Genomic DNA, 20,537 nt, shown 5'->3' on the forward strand with positions numbered 1-20,537 from the left:
AAGTCCAACAATCTAACAAGTCTAATTTTTGACTACTTTTGCAGTATGGAAGAGAATTTAAAACGTCTGAATAAATTCATTGGAGAAACCGGTTATTGTTCTCGTCGTGAAGCCGATAAATTAATCGAAGAAGGACGCGTAACTATTAACGGTATTGTACCTGAAATGGGAACCAAAGTTTCACCGGATGATGAAGTGCGTATCGACGGAAAACTGATCGTTGAAAAACACGAAAAAATGGTATATCTGGCTTTCAACAAACCTGTTGGAATTGAATGTACTACGAATCTTGACGTTCGAAATAATATTGTCGATTATATTAATTACCCAAAACGTATTTTTCCTATTGGAAGATTAGACAAAGCCAGTGAAGGATTGATTTTCATGACCAATGATGGTGATATTGTAAACAAGATTTTACGCGCGAGAAACAATCACGAAAAAGAATATACCGTAACCGTAAACAAACCTATTACAGAACGTTTTGTACAACGAATGGGAAATGGTGTTCCGATTTTAGATACCGTTACCCGAAAATGTAAAGTAGAACAAATTAGCAAATACACGTTTAAAATTATCCTGACGCAGGGTTTGAACCGCCAGATTCGTAGAATGTGTGAATATTTGGGTTATGATGTAACGGCGCTGAAACGTATCCGAATCATTAATATCTCTTTGGATATTCCGGTTGGACGTTATCGTGATTTGACAGATGACGAAATCAAAGAATTAAACCATTTGATTGAACCGTCAAGTAAAACTGAAGAAGCAAGTTTACCAAAAAACGAAGCTCCGAAACGAAGAACTGAATTTATTTCAAAACACGACCCGAGATTTAAGAAAAAAGGAGATTATTGATTTTTAGTTTTAAGTATTTCTGAAAACGGATTATTTTAAAATTCTAAAGTTTTTTACAAAGTCTTTGTACTTATCACTCAACGTTACTTTATGGTTTCCTTTTAATACGATCAGATTATCATTAACATTTATCTGCTCAATTTTACTGAGGTTAACAATGTAATTACGATGGGTTTGGCAAAACTTAGCGGCATCCAAAAGCTGAATAATTTTGGTTAAGGATATCAGAATAACAAATTTCTCTGCATCCGTAATAATGTTGCAGTAGCGATCTTCAACTTCTATGTAGACAATATCATCGATTTGGACTTTCTTTAAAACCTTGTTTTTTTTAATAAAAAGAGAATCACTGCTTATTACCGTATTTTGATCTTCGCTTTGAAAAACATTGGTTTGCTCGTAAAATTTCTCTAAAGCCATTTCAAGTGCATATAGAATTTCAAGTTCATTAAAAGGTTTTAATAAAAAACTAAAAGGTTTTGTCAGTTTGGCTCTGTCAAAAATCTGGCGGTCTTTAGAACTGGTTAAAAAAACGAATGGTTTTTGTCCGTTAGGTACAATGTTGATGGTTTCAGCAAAAGTAATTCCGTCTGGTTTTCCATCTAAAAAAACATCAATCACTACAATGTCGATTGTATTTTGGTAAAACATAGTTAGTGCTTCCTGATGTGTCCTGGCAACCCCAACAATGTTGTAATTGTTTTCGGTAAGCACTTTTATTAGCGCATCACTTTCGGCAATTGTATCTTCGAGAATTAGTACATTTATATTATCCATGGTTATTAAACTTTGGTAAGGCAATAATCATTCTTGTCCCTACATTTTCTTCACTTTCTATTTCGAGCTTGCCGCCATTTTTATAAATCATGCTTTTACATAACTGCAGCCCTAATCCGGTTCCTATGGCATCATCGTTTTTCTTTCTCGAAAGCAAAACGGTGTCTTTTAATAATTCTTGCCGCATGGCTTCGGTCATTCCTGAACCGGTATCTTCTATAACCAAATAACAAAAATCTTCTGATGAAGGGCGTGTATAAATTGAAATTGTTCCGTTTTCCTGAGAGAACTTAATAGCATTATCTAACAAGTTTCTGATCACTATTTTAAGGGAATCCAAATCTGCAAATACATAATCCGCAGGTGAGACGTTGTTTTTAAAATTGATGTTTTTATTTAACATCAAGGGTTTATAATTGTATTCTACCTGTTGCACAATACTGGACAGATGCAATGATTCCTGATAAAAATAAGCTTGATGGGTTTGCAGTAAAGCCCAATTGAGCAGGTTATCCAGCAAATTGTAAGCACCGCTAGCAATTGAACTGTTTTTGTGTAGTAAAACATCAAGTTCTGTATAATTTTTACTTTCCAGATTTTCTATTAATTTACTGTTGCTGGTTTTTAAAGCATTTACAGACGATCGCAAATCATGACTTACTATAGAAAACAATTTATCCTTTGTTGCATTCAGTTCATCGAGCTGGTTTTTTTGTGCTAAGATGATCTTATTATTTTTAATTTTTTGTCTGTAAAAATAAACCCCGGCACCAAACATGATAAACAATAAAACCGAAGAAATGAGAAACCCATTTCTTTCGGCTATTTTTGCTTTATTCTCGGCTTCAAGAACATTGACTTCTTTTTGTTTTTGCTTGATGGCGAATTTCTTTTCTACTTGAGCAATTTCCCAGACTTTGTTTTGATCGTTTAACGAATCTTTCCATGCTTCGTATTCTTTTCTGTATACCAATGCAGTCTGGAAATTTTTTCTATTTTCTTCTACTGCTGCCATGTTCTTTGCTGCAGTTTTTTTTAAATCAAATGACTTTATTTTTTTTGATAAATGATAAGCTTTTTTAAAATAAGGAATTGCCTGATTATCTTTGTATTGTATATAATATAAGTTGGCAATATCCATGTAAGAACCTATTAAAAGTAAAGTATCATTTTCTTTCTCGTGCAATTTTGAACTCTTAAATAAATATTCTTCTGATTTCTCGAATTTTTTTAAATGCAAATAACACAAACCTATATTATGTAAAACACTACTTCTATAGAAAAATTTATTTTCCGAGAGTGTTTCAATTTCTCTAAAATAGTGCAATGCATTTTCAAACTCTCTTTGTTCTAATGCTATTTCGCCTAAATTAATTTTCACTTTATAATAAAATTGAAAATTATCTGACACTCTATCAAACTCTTTTTTGGCCTCTTTGAGAAGCATTTTTTCTCTAAAACTTATTGCTCTAAAATAATAACAGTAATCTTTTAACTCAACATTTTTAGTAATGCTGAGTTGTTTCATAGAATAAACTAAGGTTGAGTCCCATTTCTTTTCTATAAAGAATGATTGTGCTTTATTAAAGTAAATTTCTTCTTTATATTTATTAGCTATGACTTTGATTTTATTATTAAAAAAATCGTCAATAATTGAATTATTTTGAGAGTAAATAAAAAAGGGAATTAGTAGTAATATGTAATTAACACACAATTTTATTTTAATCATTATAATTTTATAATTACGTTTCTAAAATTTAAATTTCTATTACGGCCTAACTATTAAAGCCGAAAAAATATTAGGTAGAAATTTATAAATCTTAGTGTTTTTGGCTTTTTTTAAGAGCAAAATTTATCCAAATCAAATCAGGTTCCACGTTGAACAGTAGTCTCAGTTCCTCTCGAAGTTTCAGGATCAATATCCCAAAGGAAAGTTTGAATTGTACTAATACTTTTAAATGCATCTTCTCCATAAGGATCTTTTTCAGCTTTAAAACTTATCTCATACACATCAAATTCTTTACTTATAGCATCATCTATATCATAAGCTATAAAAAATTGTAACTGACGTTCTCCTTCAAGATTCACATACCAATTTTGATAAATCATAAAGTCTAATTTATCATTATTTAATGCTGTATTAGTTGACACCAAAAAAACAGCTCTAACCTGAAGTGTTTCAGAATCTGTAAAAGTAGCCTGAACTATAGGAGCAAAAGGAATTTTTGAAGCATTTTCAGGAAAGTTTATAGGTTTTTGCGTTAGTTTACTTTTAGTTGCTTTTTTAATGCATACACCTGGAGGATAAATTTTGTCTGTTGGAGAATTAAGGATAGTTTTTTCCATGGTAATAATTTTAGGGTTAGATTAATTAATATTTTAGTTCTTCATTTCTAATTAAGGTATTTTTAATTAGTTAAAATGAGCAAATTTCGAAGAACCAAATATAGTAAAGTATTTCCTAATAACTTTTATTTACAAGTTATTAAACGACAAATTAAGCCTTTAAACGTTAAATAAAAACAGAATAAACGTAAGAAAACCGGAGTTATAAAAAAAATCCTACTCTTTGATAAGGTAGGATTTTTTAGTTATTTTTCACTTTTCAAAAACTCATAATACAAAAATTTTCGATAAAATGACTTTTAATTAGAGTGATAATGCGTTAATATAATTAGTTTATAAAAATTGAATGACTTATAAAAAGAACTAACCAAGCCAATTAATTACAAAAATTAGAATATTCGATCATACTTTGTTATATTTCACTTTTGAAATCACGAATCCTGAAATAAAAAAAAACGCTGCAATAAAAAAAGAAAAAATAAAACCTGAAATAAACGATAAATTTCGTCCTGTATCATTAGTTAGTCTTCTCATTGCTTCTTTTTGATTATTTGTTATTTCATCTCCAGTAAACATTCCATCATTGTTAAGATCGAAGTGATTTAAATAACATTGAGAATAAATAGTATCATATGTTGCTTTGCCTGTAATTAATAAATATATACCCAAAAATACAATTATGCTATTCAAAAACAATCTGTTTTTTTTCAACGTTTTATAATAAAAAAATATCATTGATAGCCCAATTAAACAAATAATTACTGGTGTTACTAAATGAAATGGCATTACAATATCTTTCATTTGATTTTCCTTTTTAATTATCTTCTAAAAATTCGTAATAAAGTGTTTGTGACAAAAAGCTTTTATCAGGCTGCGGCTCTTTATAACCTAATTTAAAATCATCCTTATCTAGCATATTTTCTGGATGAAGTTTAAAATACTCATAATATTCTTTATGATTATAATTCAAACTTCTTAGAAATTTTTTTTCAACTCCTTTATTTACAGAGATATTATAATTTGTAATAAGATTTCCCCAATTAATATAACTGCATAAAAGAATAGTTCCGTAGAAATACCAAACCATTTGATTTACCAGATAGGCATTTGTTTTTTGCTTTGCAATTTTTAGAAAAGCATACACCAAACCAATAATTGCCAGAATCAAAAAGGCATAAACTCCCAAGCGTTTATAAGTTAATCCGTAAAATGAAACGTATTCTGAATTTTTAATAATTGTGCTCACAATCAAAATACCATTTAAAAAAATCCAAATTTTGGCTAATCTTTTAAGCAAAACAGCTTTTTCATCAAAGTTGAATCCTCCTTTGAAATAAAACAAAATCACACCGACAGCCATAAGAATTGAAAAGATTACTGAATTTACTCTTTCGTGTGTCGCAGCGCTTAATTGAGATTTTTCTATCACTTCGAAAAACTGCTCGTAATTGTACGTTACAATAAATACTAAAAGCATCAGGTTCAATAGTACTAAAGTAATTACACCACTTTTTCTCTCGAAGTCTAAGTCAAGAAACGAGAATGTATTTTGATTTTTGATCTCATCTCTATTTTTAAAATCATTATCCAACAATTCATTTTTTTTATAACAAACTTCCGGAACCCAATAATTCCAAAAACTGAAAGAAATATAGAAACCCAAAACGCTAATTATTAGCAATTGTACAATATCGATATCTAACGTATAATCTGTAAACAATGAAGAGAAATGGTTGCTTCCAAAAGAATAGACGATGAAAAACAGTACAACGAAAATAGTCGGAATAACAAAAAATGCAACCAGTTTTTTAGCGAAATCATTGTGTATTTTCTTTTCCGGAAGCCATTGCTTAAACATGAGTATTCGACCTAACGAAGTAATTCCGTTTAAAAAGATCAGCGGAAAAACTTGGACCATTTTAAGTTTGACATCCTGCGTTTTAAACTGTAGAAAAAGCACAGACAATGCCAATGCTAAAAAAGAAGCGAAATCTCCGTACCAGGCATAAGCCAAACAAGACAAAATTGATGTTACGACCAAAATCAAATGTGCCCTTTCAGAAAACCGATCCTGAAAGAAATAACAAACAAAACCTGTTAATACCAGCCCAAATAGAGCAAAATTAAGACCCAGGTCTTCTTTGTAAAAAAGCAGTAGAAATATCAAACTGCAAGCTAAAATAAGGTGGTGTTTTTTCATAATTGTAGAATTTATTAATTGTTGCCAGTTATGTTATCGCCATTTATGTATTGGTATATTTTTTCTTGGCGATTTCATAGTTTAATAATTTAAAAGTACTTTGTTTTTCAAAGTTATTGGACAAAAAATTTTGATTATTACGATTTCATTAACTTTTCAAGGTAAGACAGGTGTTCTTTAAAGGCCAAACGACCTCTTTCGGTAACACGATAGGAAGTTCTTGGCTTTTTACCAACAAACTCCTTTTTTACTTCTATATATTCGGATTTTTCAAGTGCCGATGAATGACTCGCTAAATTACCATCTGTGATATTCAATAAACCTTTCATTTCGGTAAAATCAACCCATTCATTCACCATCAAAATGGACATAATACCCAATCTGACACGGCTTTCAAAATCTTTATTTAGTTTATCAATGATTCCCATTGGTTTATTTATATTTTTTGAACATTATTAGTCCGTACAAGATATGCAAAATACCAAAACCGACAATCCAAAAAATTAGTCCATATCCAATATAAAAAAGAGCAATACATCCTAAAATCAACTCAGAAAATCCTAAATATTTTACATCAGAAAATGTATACTTTTCTGCATTTATCAAAGCCAGACCATAAAATATTAAAGTAGCAGGAGCTACTAAGCCGTAAATTTGATGATGCAGAAGAGCCAGACAAAATATACCACCTGTAACAAGTGGAATTGCTAAATTTAATAACATTTTTTTCGTGGCAGATGTCCAGATAGGCAGATTATATTTTTTACTTTTTCTGATGGTAAAAAAGATTCCGAATGTTAATGCAAACAGTAAAATTACAGATGCTGTCAAAAATAATTCAGAAACCAAATCAACTGAATATAATTTATGATCTCCATCAAAATATTCAAGTCCATTTGCTTTGAATAGCTGATACACATACAATCCGCCAATCAACGCTGAGAGACCTGCAAAGACTCCAGAGAGTCCGCTTAAGGATATAAATCTTGAAGAGCGTTCCATCATAGAACGAATGTGTGCTAAATCTTCCTGGTGCTTCTGGTTCATAATTAAAGTACTTTGTATTGCAAAGTTATGTTTTATTTTGAATTGACAAACTAAAAAATGATTTTTTTATTCCAGAAATTTGTATTCAAAAGGCTTTTAAAAAACTTAAGAAATAAAAGCTTTTATCAAATTGAGTCGCGTGAGAGATAGGAGCTGGCTACCGAAGTAGCGCGGATAGCTCGACCGTATTTGCAAAAAGGCGCACAATATGCAAAAATGGTGGCGCGCCTTTTTGCAAATACGGTCACGCCCAAAGTATAAAACAACAAAGCCCACTCGTTTTGAATGGGCTATGCTTATGTATTTATGAATACTATTTTCTGCTTCTGATTTTTCTGGCTAAAAGAGTATTTTGAAGTAACATTGCAATGGTCATTGGCCCTACACCACCCGGAACTGGTGTGATAAAGGAAGATTTTTTGCTTACCTCATCAAAAGCAACATCGCCTTTTATAACGTATCCTTTGGGGTTTGATGTATCTTCTACACGTGTAATTCCAACGTCAATGATTACAACTCCGTCTTTTACCATATCACCTTTTAAAAACTCAGGAACTCCTAAAGCTGTAATAATAATATCTGCATTTTTGGTAAACTCTTCTAAGTTTTTAGTGCGGCTATGTGTTAGCGTAACAGTTGAATCACCAGGATTTCCTTTGCGGCTCATTAAAATACTCATTGGGCGGCCTACTATATGGCTTCTTCCAATTACCACAGTATGTTTTCCGGCAGTTTCTACTTTATAACGCTCTAATAATTGCATGATTCCAAAAGGTGTAGCTGGAATGAAACTTTCCATTTCTAATGCCATTCTTCCAAAATTTGTTGGGTGAAAACCATCAACATCTTTATCAGGATCTATTGCTAATAAAATTTTTTGTTCGTCGATATGTTTTGGCAAAGGCAACTGAACGATATATCCGTCAAGATTGTCATCTTCATTTAGTTCTTTAATTTTAGCTAATAGATCTGCTTCGGTAATATCCTCAGGCAATGCAACTAAAGTGGAATCGAAACCAATTTGCTGGCAAGATTTTACTTTACTTCCTACGTAAGTTAAACTTGCTCCATTTGTTCCTACAATAACAGCTGCTAAATGAGGTACTTTTCCTCCGGCTGCTTTTATGGATTGAACTTCGGCTGCAATTTCGTTTTTAATGTCTTCGGATGTTTTTTTACCGTCTAGTAGCTGCATTGTGTTTTGTTATTTTTGTTTCATGTTTAAAGTTTGCTGCGCCAATTCGGCTTTAGCCTCGAGTCAAGTTAAACGAAACTCGTATTTATTAAATTAAAAAGTTTCAAATTTCTGTTTCAAAACCTGAAACCTGAAACTTGAAACTTTTTATTTTTTTATCTCGGCATTCCGCCTGGCATTCCTTTCATGCCTCCCATCATTTTCATCAGGTTTTTCCCGCCTGGTCCCTGCATCATTTTCATCATCTTGCTCATTTGCTCAAACTGCTTCATCAACTGGTTTACCTGCTCTACTTTAGTTCCGGAACCTTTAGCGATTCTGGCCTTTCTTTTTACGTCGATGATGGCTGGTTTACTCCTTTCGGTTGGTGTCATAGAGTGAATGATTGCCTCAATATGTTTAAAAGCATCATCTTCTATTTCTACATCTTTCATGGCTTTTGAAGCACCAGGAATCATTCCGACCAGGTCTTTCATATTACCCATTTTTTTAACTTGCTGTATTTGCGTTAAGAAATCATCAAAACCGAATTCGTTTTTAGCAATTTTCTTTTGAAGTTTTCTGGCTTCTTCTTCGTCAAATTGTTCCTGCGCTCTTTCTACAAGGGAAACAACATCACCCATACCAAGGATACGCTCGGCCATACGATCCGGATAGAAAACATCAATTGCTTCCATCTTCTCGCCTGTACCAACAAATTTGATTGGTTTGTTTACTACCGATTTAATCGAAATTGCAGCTCCACCACGAGTATCACCATCTAATTTGGTTAAAATAACCCCATCAAAATTCAGGATATCGTTGAAAGCTTTTGCAGTATTTACAGCATCTTGTCCTGTCATGGCATCGACCACAAACAAAGTTTCCTGAGGCTGAATTGCTTTATGAACACGGGCAATTTCGTCCATCATTTCCTGATCTACTGCCAAACGACCAGCGGTATCGACAATAACAACATTGAAACCGTTTGCTTTTGCGTGTTTGATTGCGTTTTGAGCAATTTCAACAGGATTTTTATTTTCTGGTTCTGAGTAAACCTCGACACCTATTTGATCGCCAACAACATGCAGCTGATTGATCGCCGCTGGACGGTAAATATCACAAGCTACTAAAAGTGGTTTTTTATTTTTCTTTGTCTTTAAAAAGTTGGCTAATTTTCCTGAAAAAGTTGTTTTACCAGAACCTTGCAATCCTGACATTAAAATAATAGAAGGAGTTCCGGAAAGATTGATTCCGGCAACATCGCCTCCCATTAATTCTGTCAACTCGTCTTTTACCAGCTTCACCAATAATTGTCCCGGCTGAAGCGTTGTTAAAACATCCTGACCAATTGCTTTTTCTTTAACTTTGGTTGTAAAATCTTTAGCAATTTTAAAGTTAACATCGGCATCAAGCAAGGCGCGACGAACTTCTTTTAAGGTATCGGCAACGTTTACTTCTGTAATCTTACCGTGCCCTTTTAATATATGGAACGCTTTATCTAACTTATCACTTAAATTATCAAACATACTATTTTCTTTATTTGAAGTGCAAAGATAATCTAATTAGATATTTCAGGCAATTTTTATTTGAGAGCATTTAACTGCAAAGAACGCAAAGCTCACTATGCTATTTCTCGCAAAGGCGCGAAGTCGCAAAGAATATAAAACTTTGCGACTTTGCGAGATTAATTCATTTAGCTTAGAATTGAAAGTAAATAAAGGGCTGCGAACCTGCAACTGCCGTTGCGTAAACGATCCAGTAAACAAAGCCCAGAATTACAGCTTTTAGTAATAATGGCGTATTATCGAAAACCCATTTCATTTTTTCTGTAATAACCTCTGGTAAAAAATGCCAAACGTAACCAAACAGCATCAATAAAAATACATTTTTATATCCTAAAACTATGGTTTTCCAATTTTCTGGTTCAAATGTTAATTGTCCAATATTATTGATAACCTGCAAAGCTGTTTCGAAATCTCTGGCGCGGAAAAAGATCCAGCAGAAAACAACAAAATGAAATGTAATTACAATAGAAAAGAATTTCCACAACCAACTTGCACCTTCCTTTTTAGAAGGAAAAAGTTCCATGAATATTTTATGAACCGCCAAAGCCAATCCGTGTAAAGCCCCCCAAACGATAAATTGGGCTCCGGCCCCATGCCATAAGCCTCCTAAAAGCATGGTTGTAAACAGATTAAAATTGGTTACCAGTGTTTGGTTTTTCTTTTTTGAAAGTAAAAAGGACAAACAAAAAACAATAATTGACCCAATAGCAATTGCTAACGGAATAATGCTAGTATTGATATTTGTAATTCCCCAAAGCAATAATCCGAAGAAGAATAAACTTGGAAATAAAAATCCGGCGAATGAACCTTCACGATTTCCTCCTATTGAAATATACAAGAAATCTTTTAACCAGGTTGACAACGAAATGTGCCATCTTCTCCAAAAATCAGTAATCGAAACCGATTTGTAGGGTGTTCTAAAGTTAGTTGGTAATTTGAATCCTAATAATAAAGCAATTCCGATGGCCATGTCTGAATATCCTGAAAAGTCACAGTAAATCTGAATGGCATATCCGTAAGAAGCCATTAAATTTTCAAACGACGTATAAGTCATTGGAGTATCAAAAACACGATCAACGAAGTTTATCGAAATGTAATTTGAAATAACCGTTTTCTTGATTAATCCTCCAATAATCAAAAACAACGCATTGTTTACATCTTGTCTCGTCAGATTTAATTTTTGATAAATCTGAGGAAGAAAATCTTTTGCTCTTACAATTGGCCCTGCAACTAACTGCGGGAAAAACGAAACAAAAAACAGATATTCGATATAGTTTTTTGTCGGTTTAATTTCTTCCCGATAAATCTCAATAATATAACTCATCGACTGAAAAGTATAAAATGAAATTCCTACCGGAAGAAAAACATTATGAAGCTCAAAATGACCATTAAACATATCATTGTACGTAACGATCATAAAGTTCATATATTTGAAATAGCCCAACAATCCTAAATTCAGGATTACGCTTATTACCAAATATACTTTTTTGGTACTGTCTTTTGCTGTATTGTAAATAATCTGACTCAAACCATAATCAACTACAGAGGATAGCAGTAAAAGTAAAAAGTAAACTCCGCTTGACTTATAATAAAAGAAAAGCGAGAAAAGAATAACATACGTTAATCTCAAATAAAATGTCTTTCGTAAAAAAAAGCCATACACAAAATAAAAAACCAGAAATAAACCTAAAAACAAACCCGTATTAAATAATAATTTTTCTTCCGGATTGTATATAAACCAACTTTTAGCCTCTTCTAAGGTAACTGCACCAAAGTTTTGAACAAACCAATTATTTATCCTATCAATTGTAATCAACTTAATTTTTTAATTTAAAATTATTGTATGCGTTTAAAAATGCCTGTGTAAACAAATCTCCTTGCTTCTCGTATCCTTTTTTAGAATAGTGAACCCAGTCCGGACCAATTAATCCTTGAATTTTTAATTGATTAATTCCGTGCATTCCACCAAATTCATCATATAAATCCCAAACGGCAACATTATCCGTTTCGGCAATTTGAATTATACTTCTAGCATAATCGTAAACATAAGTATTAGTTCTTTTTCCTTTAAGAAAAGATGGAGGCGGTGTCATCACAATTATAGAAACATTGGTATTTTGTTCTTTTATATTTTTTATAAACTGACGCAATTGCTTAATATATGCATCTGCTTCTACATGATCATAACTTTCATTGGTTCCTAATGAAAACACCAACAAGTCCGGATGCAAAGCTTTTAACTGTTCAAAAAACAGCGGATATTTATTATAATCTGAAAACTTAGCTCCGTTTACTCCTATACTGCTATAAGTTACTCCTGATGCATCTTTCTCTAAAACAATTCCGTTAAGTTCGTATTTTGATGCATTTTTATTCGGAATCAAATAAATTTTATCTAATGCTTTTTCAGATTTATAATAATGTGAAAATGAATCTGATTCTATATTTAAAGGAACAAATTCTGAGCTTTTAAAGTTTTTTGGTTTGGTTTCGTTTGTTGGAATTTTTAAAATTCTTCCTGCGCGAATATTATCTGATTTTAATTGATTTGCTCTTTTAATTTCAGCTACAGAAACATTGTATTTATGTGCAATTATCGAAATTGCCTCTCCTTTTTTTATTTTATGTATAACTACTTTTTGCTCCGTTCCTTGAATAATATTAGTTTGAGATGCTACTGCCAAATCAAACATATTTTGGTTTTGAGGTGTAATAATATGAATCGAATTAAACTTATAGGCCGCATCTTTAATATTCATTTGCACTGCAAAACCGGCATCATCTCTCCAAAGTCCAATTCCGCTTAATCCCACCGGATTATTTTTTACTGGACTAATATTCCTGTAACTTTGCCAAGTTCTGTTAGAAGAAAATCGTTCGTTGTAAGAACCATTTGTTTTTGCAAGCTGATACGGAAAAACGAAACCTCGTCCTGCATTTCCAAATTTCTTCTGTAGATTCTTTCTGATTTCATTGGTCATTAAATCGCCTTGAATATGAGAATCTCCAATATGTACGATTTTTATTTTCTGATTGCTTTTGCTTTCATTCTCCTGCAATTTTTTGAAAACATTTTCTAATACTTTTGCATTATAAATTTGATTTTCATCATAAGATTCAATCGCTGCACTGTCGATTTTACTTCTCATATTTTTAGTTATTGGATTTGAGACCGAATTTTGTGTTTTGTTGTTTGTGGAGAAAAAAAGACAACAAAAGAAAATAATAAGTTTATTCATTTACAGTATCGTTTTTTACAGAAACAGAATCTGTGCTTGTTTTTCGTGCTGCTCTTTGCTGGCGAGGCGCAGCATCATGTTTCTCTCGAAGTATCTTATATTCTTCGTAACCTTTATTTAGCTGATCATATAATAATCTTCCGATTGCTTTTGCGCCTCGTTGATTAAAATGTGTATAATCTTTATTGGCTCTTGCCGGAGTTTCATCAGCCCATTTAACCATTGATCCGTCTCCTCCCATTAAAGTATACAAATTCACAAATCCGGATTCTGATTCTAAAGCATATCTTTTTTGTGCTTTCATTAGCGGAACAACTGCCGAATCTGTTTTCATTTCTAAATCATATTTGGTTGATTTATCAGCAGTAGAAACAATTAAAACAGAAACTCCCGGAAAACATTCTCTTATTTTGGACACGGCTTTTTTCATACCTTTTTCATACCAATGGTAATTTTTACTACCATAATTCAGTACATTGGTTCCGTAATGCAAAACAACCAAATCATATTTTAGATTGTTATTAAATGCTCTCATTACCTCAGCATCAAACATTGAAATTGGTAAACCTGAATTTCCTCTTTGTGAAAAATTATCAACGTGAACACCGCTTCCGTTATCAAAATTGAAACCATAAATCGGAATAGAATCGGCATCAACAAAATTAGCTTTAAATGCCTTTATACTTCCTGAAGTTACTTTTAAGCTGTTTACCAAATTACCTGGAACAAGATTTTTTCGAAGTGTATCTTTACCAACAATAAAGTTCACGTTTCCTCTTTTGCCTGATTTTCCATAAAACAAAACGGGATTATCTAAAGTCGTTGCATATTTATTGGTTCCTGCTTCGTATTGCACCCATGTTGGCTTGGATTTGTCGTTTGCAAAAAACACATGACCGTTTACTCCAAACGGACTTACTGGTTTTTTTACATTTAAATATGATTGCGTTTTCCAATTTTTAGAATATGAAGACTTTACAGAACCTCGCGAAGCCGCAGATTCTGAAGTTATGGAAACAAAACCAACGCCATTTCCGCCAAAACGTTCCTGATAATTCGTTCTTACATCCTGAACGATTAAATCGCCATCTGTCATTGAATCTCCGTAATAAGCAATTCTGACTTTGTTTTGCGGATTTTGCTCTAACTGATATAATTTTTCGTAGAAAGAAATCAGGTACTGATATCCTTTATAGTTTTCAAAAGTTTCAGTAGGAAATTCAATTCCTTCTGAAGTCTTGTAAACGATTTTTTCCTGTGCTTCTTTTTTTTCAATTTCAACTATGCTGTCGCTTTCTTCAGATATAGAATCATTAGATACCGACTCTAAAAGCAAACTATCTATCAGCACGTTTTTAGAATCGATTTTACTATCAGAGAATATTTTATCTGGTAAAATTTGTTTAAATCCAATAAAAGCTAATAAAGCTAATGCTACGATTGCAAAAGACTGAAAAAAATAAGATTTTGTATTCACTTACTAAACTATAAATTTGAGATTGGAATAACAAAAACTAGAAGTATTTAAAATTCCTATTAATTCCTTATAAAAATAATGCGCAAAGATAGAACTAAACATTCATTTTTAATTCATTTTAACAATAAAGAAATAAAAAAAAGAGGCTAAACGAATCTAACCTCTTTATCAAAAAAAATAAAAAAAACAAAGTTATTAACTAATTGATAATTGAATATTATTAACTCTTATTCTTAAGTCACACTTTTATCAGGTGCTAAAATGTTTTCTTAGAATGTTGTAGTGCTGTTTGCCTGATAAGCAAAATTGAAAGTATAAAACCCAGTATCCTCCGTTTTTAATGGGTCTGGGGTTACAGGAGCCCCTTTATAGTAGCTCAAAATTTCGAATTTTGCATATTTACCATCATGCGTTTTTATAACAAAAACTTTTCCAGCAATAGGTGAAATAATATGAGAGTTCATATCATAATTATACCAACCCTTTCCACTTCCTTTAGGAATTGCATAAACAGTAGCTGCATCCTGAGCAAAAGCAGAAGCCGCAGGATATAACGTTACGCTGGCGAATGTTCCCGAAACGATACTGGCTGCACCAGATCCTGTTCTGTTTGGTTCATTATCAGTCATTTTAACTCCTCCATTTACGATAATAGTTGTAGTATTGAAAGCTACGTCCCAATTATCAGTGGTAACGACTTTATTTTCTGAAAAACTGAACTTCGTATATCCTGTTTGTGACGCATCAAGATTAGAAACTTTTACAGTTTCAACTGCCGGAACTGTATTATCATTGTTATCATCACTACTACAAGATGCAGTAAAAAGTACTAAAGCTAAAAGAGAAAGTTTTAAAAATTTTGTTTTCATGGTAAAAATGTTTAAATAAATATTGATTAAAAATTATATTGAATTCTTGTAAAAAGCTGTCTTCCTGCAAGATTTGGTATCTGAGTAGAATCTGTATAATCAAATAAATTATTAGCTCCTGCCTGAAGCAATAATTTGTCCGTAATGTATTTTGAAATTGACAAATTGATTAAAAAATAATCATTTACAAATTGGTCGTATTTGTCCAGAATGTTATTGTTGTTGGTATCAAAGAGTCCGTATTGGCTACGGTAGAAAACGCGTAAATTGATATCCGTTTTTATTTTCGGAATTGTGTACCCAAATTTAATATTGGCTGTATGTTTCGATCGATTGTATAATCCGAAATAATCTGATTTACTAATCTGAACCGTTTGTAATTGTGAATTTCGGATGTATTGGTGTTCTTCAAAATTATCAACAACAGATTTGTCTTTAGCTATTAAATACTGATACCCTAACGAAACAACAAATTCTTTAGTAAAACTATAAGTTGAATTATACTCTATACCATAAGTAAATATTTTATCGTAATTCGTATAACTAAAAATATTCTGACCATTTATTTTTTGAGCTACAACCTGTGTATCAATTAAATTATCAATTAAATTATAGAAAGCATTTACATCTATTTTTAGTTTGTCTCTTTTGTAAAAACCTCCAAAGTTGAAATTAATTGAACTTTCAGCTTCTAATGGTTTGTCAAAACTTATCCCTGCTGTTCTGGACAAAAGCTGCCCCTGTTCTTCAAATTCGGTTAAGCGATCTTCTGCAACATTATATCCTAAAACGGTATACCCAACTGAAGGATTGGTAAAATCGAAAAATAATTGTCTGAAATCTGGTGCTTTGTAACCGTAACCAACTGACGATTTTAAAGAAAAACTATTATTAAACTTATAATTCACAGCTAGTTTCGGACTAAACTGCGAGGCGTATTCGCTATGATTATCATATCTGAATCCGGCAAGAATATTCAATTTTCCTGATGGGTTGTAATCGTATTGTAAAAAAATATATTGCGAATTAAAATTTACATTGCTTTCAAAATAGGTTCTGTCAAGGGTTTCATAATTTAAACCCACTCCGGCAGTTAATTTGTCATTTTTTATCGAAAAAGTGGTTCTGACTTCAGGTCTGAAGAGCCATTGGTCATAATACGTTTTCTCAAAAAGCACATTATTTTCATCATTTAAAAATGAATCATTTATATAATTGGTCGTATATAATTCGTATTCAGAATATACTTTAGAATTCCATTTGTGTTCAAGCTTTATCTGTGAATTCCATTCGTTTTCTTTTGCTTCACCAATATAGGTTTCGGATTCAATCTCAGCAACATTATCGGCTTTCTGATTAAAAAAACGATTGTTTACAATTAATTTCAGGTTTTTTGAAAAATCGTAATATAATTTTGGCTGAATGGTAGTATTATGATATCCTTCTACATTTTTCAGGGATGTACTTTTATCCAAATCATATCCATCAGTTGAATAATAATTAGCAAACAAATTAGCCGCAAATTTCTTTTTCTTCCAAAGAACATTTGCATTCACATCATTGGTATTGAATGTTGCATATCTGTAAGACAGATTACCCGAAAACACATCTTTTACTGGTCTTTTTGTAATTACATTAATCACTCCGCCCATAGCTTCTGAACCATATAAAGCTGATGATGCACCTTTTACAATTTCAATTCTCTCAATATTTCCAACAGAAACCCTTGATAAATCTAAAACTCCTGATGTTCTCCCCACAAGTGGGACACCATCAATCAGAATCATGGTATACGCTGCATCTAATCCCTGCATCTGAATACCTTCGAAACCACTTTCATCCGGAATCAAAATAATTCCTGTCTGCTCACTTAAAATTTCGTTTAATCTGGTAACCCCTGATTTCACAATTTGCTGAGATGTAATGACTGTCATGGGTAACGGCAACGATGAAAGTACTCTCTCCGTTCTAGTACCGGTAACAACCATAACTTCTGATAATTCATTTGCAGCAACACTGTCTTTTTGTATTTCCTGCGCAACAGTAATCTGACAAAAAACAAACAGCATAAAAAGGGTAATTTTATTTTTCATTATTTTTATTCAGTCTTAATAACCAATGCAAATATATAATTATTTTTATTTATTCTAAATAAGTTTTATATATTTGCCAAAAAAAATTAAACCAATAATAATTATGATTACAAAAAGCCTCTACTTATCAGCCGTTATGGCTTTAACTTTCGGTCTTGGTTTCAGTCAGGATAAAAAACAGCAGGACATCAAATCAATCAAATCTATGTGTGGGTGCTATGAAGTAAAATTTAATTTTGCAGAAACTTTTCAATATGCAAAAGATTCTGCAACTTACAAACCTTCACAAACCAAACATGAATCGGCTCTGGAATGGGTAGAATTAGTAGAAGATACGCCTAACAAAATTGTCTTGCAGCATTTATTAATAGTAAGCGACGATATGATTATCAAACACTGGAGACAAGACTGGCTTTACGAAAACACTGATTTATATTTATTCGACAAAAACACTTCATGGAAGTATAAAAAAATGGACAAGAAAGCAGTTAAAGGCCAATGGACACAAAAAGTATATCAGGTAGATGACAGTCCAAGATACGAAGGAACTGCAACATGGGTTCATGTTGATGGGAAGGATTACTGGGCCAACATTGCTGATGCACCACTGCCAAGAAGAGAAATGACAAAACGTAATGATTATAATGTTTTAAAGAGAAGAAATATTCATGAAATTACCGCTTCAGGGTGGAATCATGAGCAAGACAATGACAAGCTAATTAGAGATGACAGTGGAAAAGATGTTTTGCTGGCACAAGAAAAAGGGTTTGATGTCTATACCAAAGTTGCTGATAGTAAATGTATTGCCGGTCAAAAATGGTGGGCAGAAAACAATGCCCTGTGGAAAAATGTTCGTGATAAATGGCAAACGCTGTTTGACAGACATCAGGATTTAAACTTAGAAGCCAAAGTAGATAGAAAAGCACTTTATTCACTTTTGTTTGATTTGAAACCAAATGCCACAAAAGCAGAAACCGACATCATTATTGATAAGTTCGTGAAAAAATAAATTGTTTTGTGTTAGTTAAAAGAGCCGAAAGTTTTTTATGACTATCGGCTCTTTTTATGGCTGCTTATTTCGAATTAATAATTATGTAACAAACCTTTTTTTTACATTCTTTCCGGAACTTCAATTCCTAATAAAGCAAAAGCTGCTTTAATAACTTCGGCAACTTTTTGCGAAAGCTGCACTCTGAATATTTTTTTAGTCAAATCAACTTCTCCTAAAATATGTACCGACTGATAGAAAGAATTATACTCTTTTACTAGGTCATAAGTATAATTCGCAATCAAAGCCGGACTATGATTTTGAGCCGCATTTTGAATTACTTCCGGGAAAAGTTCGATTTGTTTTACGAGTTCTTTTTCTTTTTCGTGTAATTCTTCAATATTCGTTTTAGCAGAAAAATCAAAATCAGCTTTACGGATGATCGATTGAATTCTCGCATAGGTATATTGAATAAACGGACCTGTATTTCCAGCAAAATCAACAGATTCTTCAGGATTAAACAAAATACGTTTTTTAGGATCTACTTTTAAAATGTAATATTTTAAAGCTCCAAGCCCAATTGTTTTGTACAATTTCGCTTTTTCTTCCGTAGAATAACTTTCCAGTTTTCCTAAATCTTCAGAAATTTGTTTGGCTGTATTGGTCATATCCTGCATCAGATCATCAGCATCTACAACAGTTCCTTCACGGCTCTTCATTTTTCCTGATGGTAAATCAACCATTCCGTATGATAAATGATATAAACTTGAAGCCCAGTCAAAACCTAATTTTTTCAAAATCAGGAATAGAACTTTAAAGTGATAATCCTGCTCGTTACCAACGGTATAAACCATTCCGCCAACATCCGGCATATCTTTTACACGCTGAATAGCGGTTCCAATATCTTGTGTCATATAAACCGCTGTTCCGTCTGAACGCAACACAATTTTACGGTCTAAGCCTTCGTCTGTCAAATCAATCCAAACAGAGCCGTCAGGATCCTTTTCGAAAACACCTCTGTCAAGTCCAACCTGAACAACATCTTTTCCTAATAAATACGTATTGCTTTCGTAGTAATATTTATCAAAATCAACTCCAAGATTGGTATATGTTACAGCAAAACCGTCATAAACCCATTGGTTCATTTTTTTCCAAAGTGCAATTACTTTTTCATCTCCGGCTTCCCATTTCTTAAGCATATCTTGTGCTTCAATAATAATAGGCGCCTGTTTTTTTGCTTCTTCTTCCGTTTTGCCGGTTTCTATTAATTGATTGATTTCACCTTTATACGCTTTATCAAACTCAACATAATATTTACCAACTAATTTATCTCCTTTTAAATTTGAACTTTGAGGAGTTTCACCGTTTCCAAATTTCTCCCATGCCAGCATCGATTTACAGATATGAATTCCACGATCGTTGATGATTTGAGTTTTATACACTTTTTTACCCGAAGCTTTAATAATTTCAGCAACAGAATACCCTAATAAATTGTTACGGACGTGACCTAAATGAAGCGGTTTATTTGTATTAGGCGAAGAATATTCTACCATTATGGCCTTGTCCTCCGGATTTGGTGTTACATATCCAAATTTAGAATTGTCTTTTATTCCATTAAAGAAATTCAAATAATAACTGTCTGCAATTACAATATTCAGAAAACCTGAAACTACATTAAAACGGGCTACTTCTGAGACATTTTCTACCAAGTAATTTCCGATTTTATTTCCTAATTCAGCAGGATTACTTTTAATCAATTTCACTAATGGAAAAATGACCATTGTAATATCGCCTTCAAACTCTTTTCGGGTAGTCTGATATTCAATTTTATCAACAGTAACATCAAATAGTGCTTGTATGGCGCTTTGTATAGAAGGAGTAAGAATTTGTGATAATGACAT

The 20,537-nt window shown here is 32.3% G+C and carries 17 protein-coding genes; 2 read left to right on the plus strand and 15 right to left on the minus strand.

Annotated elements, in window-relative coordinates; all coding sequences use genetic code 11:
• The first annotated feature begins 45 nt into the window (after positions 1-45).
• Positions 46-858 carry a 23S rRNA pseudouridine(2604) synthase RluF gene (rluF, locus tag ACEN2I_RS12050; RefSeq protein ID WP_441766347.1) on the plus strand — a complete coding sequence of 271 codons (813 nt, stop codon included), beginning with the start codon at positions 46-48 and terminating at the stop codon, positions 856-858.
• A gap of 30 nt (positions 859-888) precedes the next feature.
• Here rluF and ACEN2I_RS12055 read toward each other — a convergent pair whose 3' ends face one another.
• The 14 genes from ACEN2I_RS12055 to ACEN2I_RS12120 all read right to left on the minus strand — a co-directional run bounded on the left by ACEN2I_RS12055 (position 889) and on the right by ACEN2I_RS12120 (position 17,648).
• Positions 889-1,635 carry a LytR/AlgR family response regulator transcription factor gene (locus ACEN2I_RS12055; RefSeq protein WP_441766348.1) on the minus strand — a complete coding sequence of 249 codons (747 nt, stop codon included), beginning with the start codon at positions 1,633-1,635 and terminating at the stop codon, positions 889-891.
• Complete coding sequence (locus ACEN2I_RS12060) at positions 1,628-3,163, minus strand: tetratricopeptide repeat-containing sensor histidine kinase (RefSeq protein WP_441766349.1); 1,536 nt, start codon at positions 3,161-3,163, stop codon at positions 1,628-1,630. Before ACEN2I_RS12060 ends, ACEN2I_RS12055 begins: the two co-directional genes overlap by 8 nt.
• A gap of 338 nt (positions 3,164-3,501) precedes the next feature.
• Positions 3,502-3,981, minus strand: a complete 480-nt coding sequence (locus ACEN2I_RS12065) for a hypothetical protein (protein ID WP_441766350.1) — start codon at positions 3,979-3,981, stop codon at positions 3,502-3,504.
• Positions 3,982-4,383: 402 nt separating this feature from the next.
• Complete coding sequence (locus ACEN2I_RS12070) at positions 4,384-4,782, minus strand: hypothetical protein (protein ID WP_441766351.1); 399 nt, start codon at positions 4,780-4,782, stop codon at positions 4,384-4,386.
• Between the two features lie 13 nt (positions 4,783-4,795).
• Positions 4,796-6,181, minus strand: a complete 1,386-nt coding sequence (locus ACEN2I_RS12075; protein ID WP_441766352.1) for a DUF4153 domain-containing protein — start codon at positions 6,179-6,181, stop codon at positions 4,796-4,798.
• Between the two features lie 137 nt (positions 6,182-6,318).
• Positions 6,319-6,609 carry a winged helix-turn-helix domain-containing protein gene (locus ACEN2I_RS12080; RefSeq protein ID WP_441766353.1) on the minus strand — a complete coding sequence of 97 codons (291 nt, stop codon included), beginning with the start codon at positions 6,607-6,609 and terminating at the stop codon, positions 6,319-6,321.
• A gap of 4 nt (positions 6,610-6,613) precedes the next feature.
• Positions 6,614-7,228: a hypothetical protein gene (locus tag ACEN2I_RS12085; RefSeq protein WP_441766354.1), complete on the minus strand. Its 615-nt coding sequence runs from the start codon at positions 7,226-7,228 to the stop codon at positions 6,614-6,616.
• Positions 7,229-7,541: 313 nt separating this feature from the next.
• Positions 7,542-8,423, minus strand: a complete 882-nt coding sequence (locus ACEN2I_RS12090; RefSeq protein WP_441766355.1) for a bifunctional 5,10-methylenetetrahydrofolate dehydrogenase/5,10-methenyltetrahydrofolate cyclohydrolase — start codon at positions 8,421-8,423, stop codon at positions 7,542-7,544.
• 155 nt (positions 8,424-8,578) lie between these two features.
• Complete coding sequence (gene ffh / locus ACEN2I_RS12095) at positions 8,579-9,931, minus strand: signal recognition particle protein (RefSeq protein ID WP_441766356.1); 1,353 nt, start codon at positions 9,929-9,931, stop codon at positions 8,579-8,581.
• 172 nt (positions 9,932-10,103) lie between these two features.
• Positions 10,104-11,786, minus strand: a complete 1,683-nt coding sequence (locus tag ACEN2I_RS12100; RefSeq protein WP_441766357.1) for an MBOAT family O-acyltransferase — start codon at positions 11,784-11,786, stop codon at positions 10,104-10,106.
• 1 nt (position 11,787) lies between these two features.
• Positions 11,788-13,119, minus strand: a complete 1,332-nt coding sequence (locus ACEN2I_RS12105; protein ID WP_441766358.1) for a GDSL-type esterase/lipase family protein — start codon at positions 13,117-13,119, stop codon at positions 11,788-11,790.
• Positions 13,120-13,201: 82 nt separating this feature from the next.
• Positions 13,202-14,686 carry an SGNH/GDSL hydrolase family protein gene (locus tag ACEN2I_RS12110; RefSeq protein ID WP_441766359.1) on the minus strand — a complete coding sequence of 495 codons (1,485 nt, stop codon included), beginning with the start codon at positions 14,684-14,686 and terminating at the stop codon, positions 13,202-13,204.
• Between the two features lie 269 nt (positions 14,687-14,955).
• On the minus strand, positions 14,956-15,555 hold the full coding sequence (locus tag ACEN2I_RS12115; protein ID WP_441766360.1) for an HmuY family protein: 600 nt from the start codon (positions 15,553-15,555) through the stop codon (positions 14,956-14,958).
• Between the two features lie 26 nt (positions 15,556-15,581).
• Entirely contained in the window at positions 15,582-17,648 is a 2,067-nt protein-coding gene (locus ACEN2I_RS12120; RefSeq protein WP_441766361.1) for a TonB-dependent receptor plug domain-containing protein, read from the minus strand.
• Between the two features lie 103 nt (positions 17,649-17,751).
• On the opposite strand from ACEN2I_RS12120, the gene ACEN2I_RS12125 reads away from it, so the two are divergent.
• Complete coding sequence (locus tag ACEN2I_RS12125) at positions 17,752-18,657, plus strand: DUF6607 family protein (protein ID WP_441766362.1); 906 nt, start codon at positions 17,752-17,754, stop codon at positions 18,655-18,657.
• Between the two features lie 101 nt (positions 18,658-18,758).
• Here the strand turns inward: ACEN2I_RS12125 and argS are convergent, their stop codons facing one another.
• Entirely contained in the window at positions 18,759-20,537 is a 1,779-nt protein-coding gene (gene argS / locus ACEN2I_RS12130; protein WP_441766363.1) for an arginine--tRNA ligase, read from the minus strand.

It is taken from the genome of Flavobacterium sp. W22_SRS_FK3, assembly GCF_052113665.1.
In the GTDB taxonomy this organism is placed as follows: Bacteria; Bacteroidota; Bacteroidia; order Flavobacteriales; family Flavobacteriaceae; genus Flavobacterium.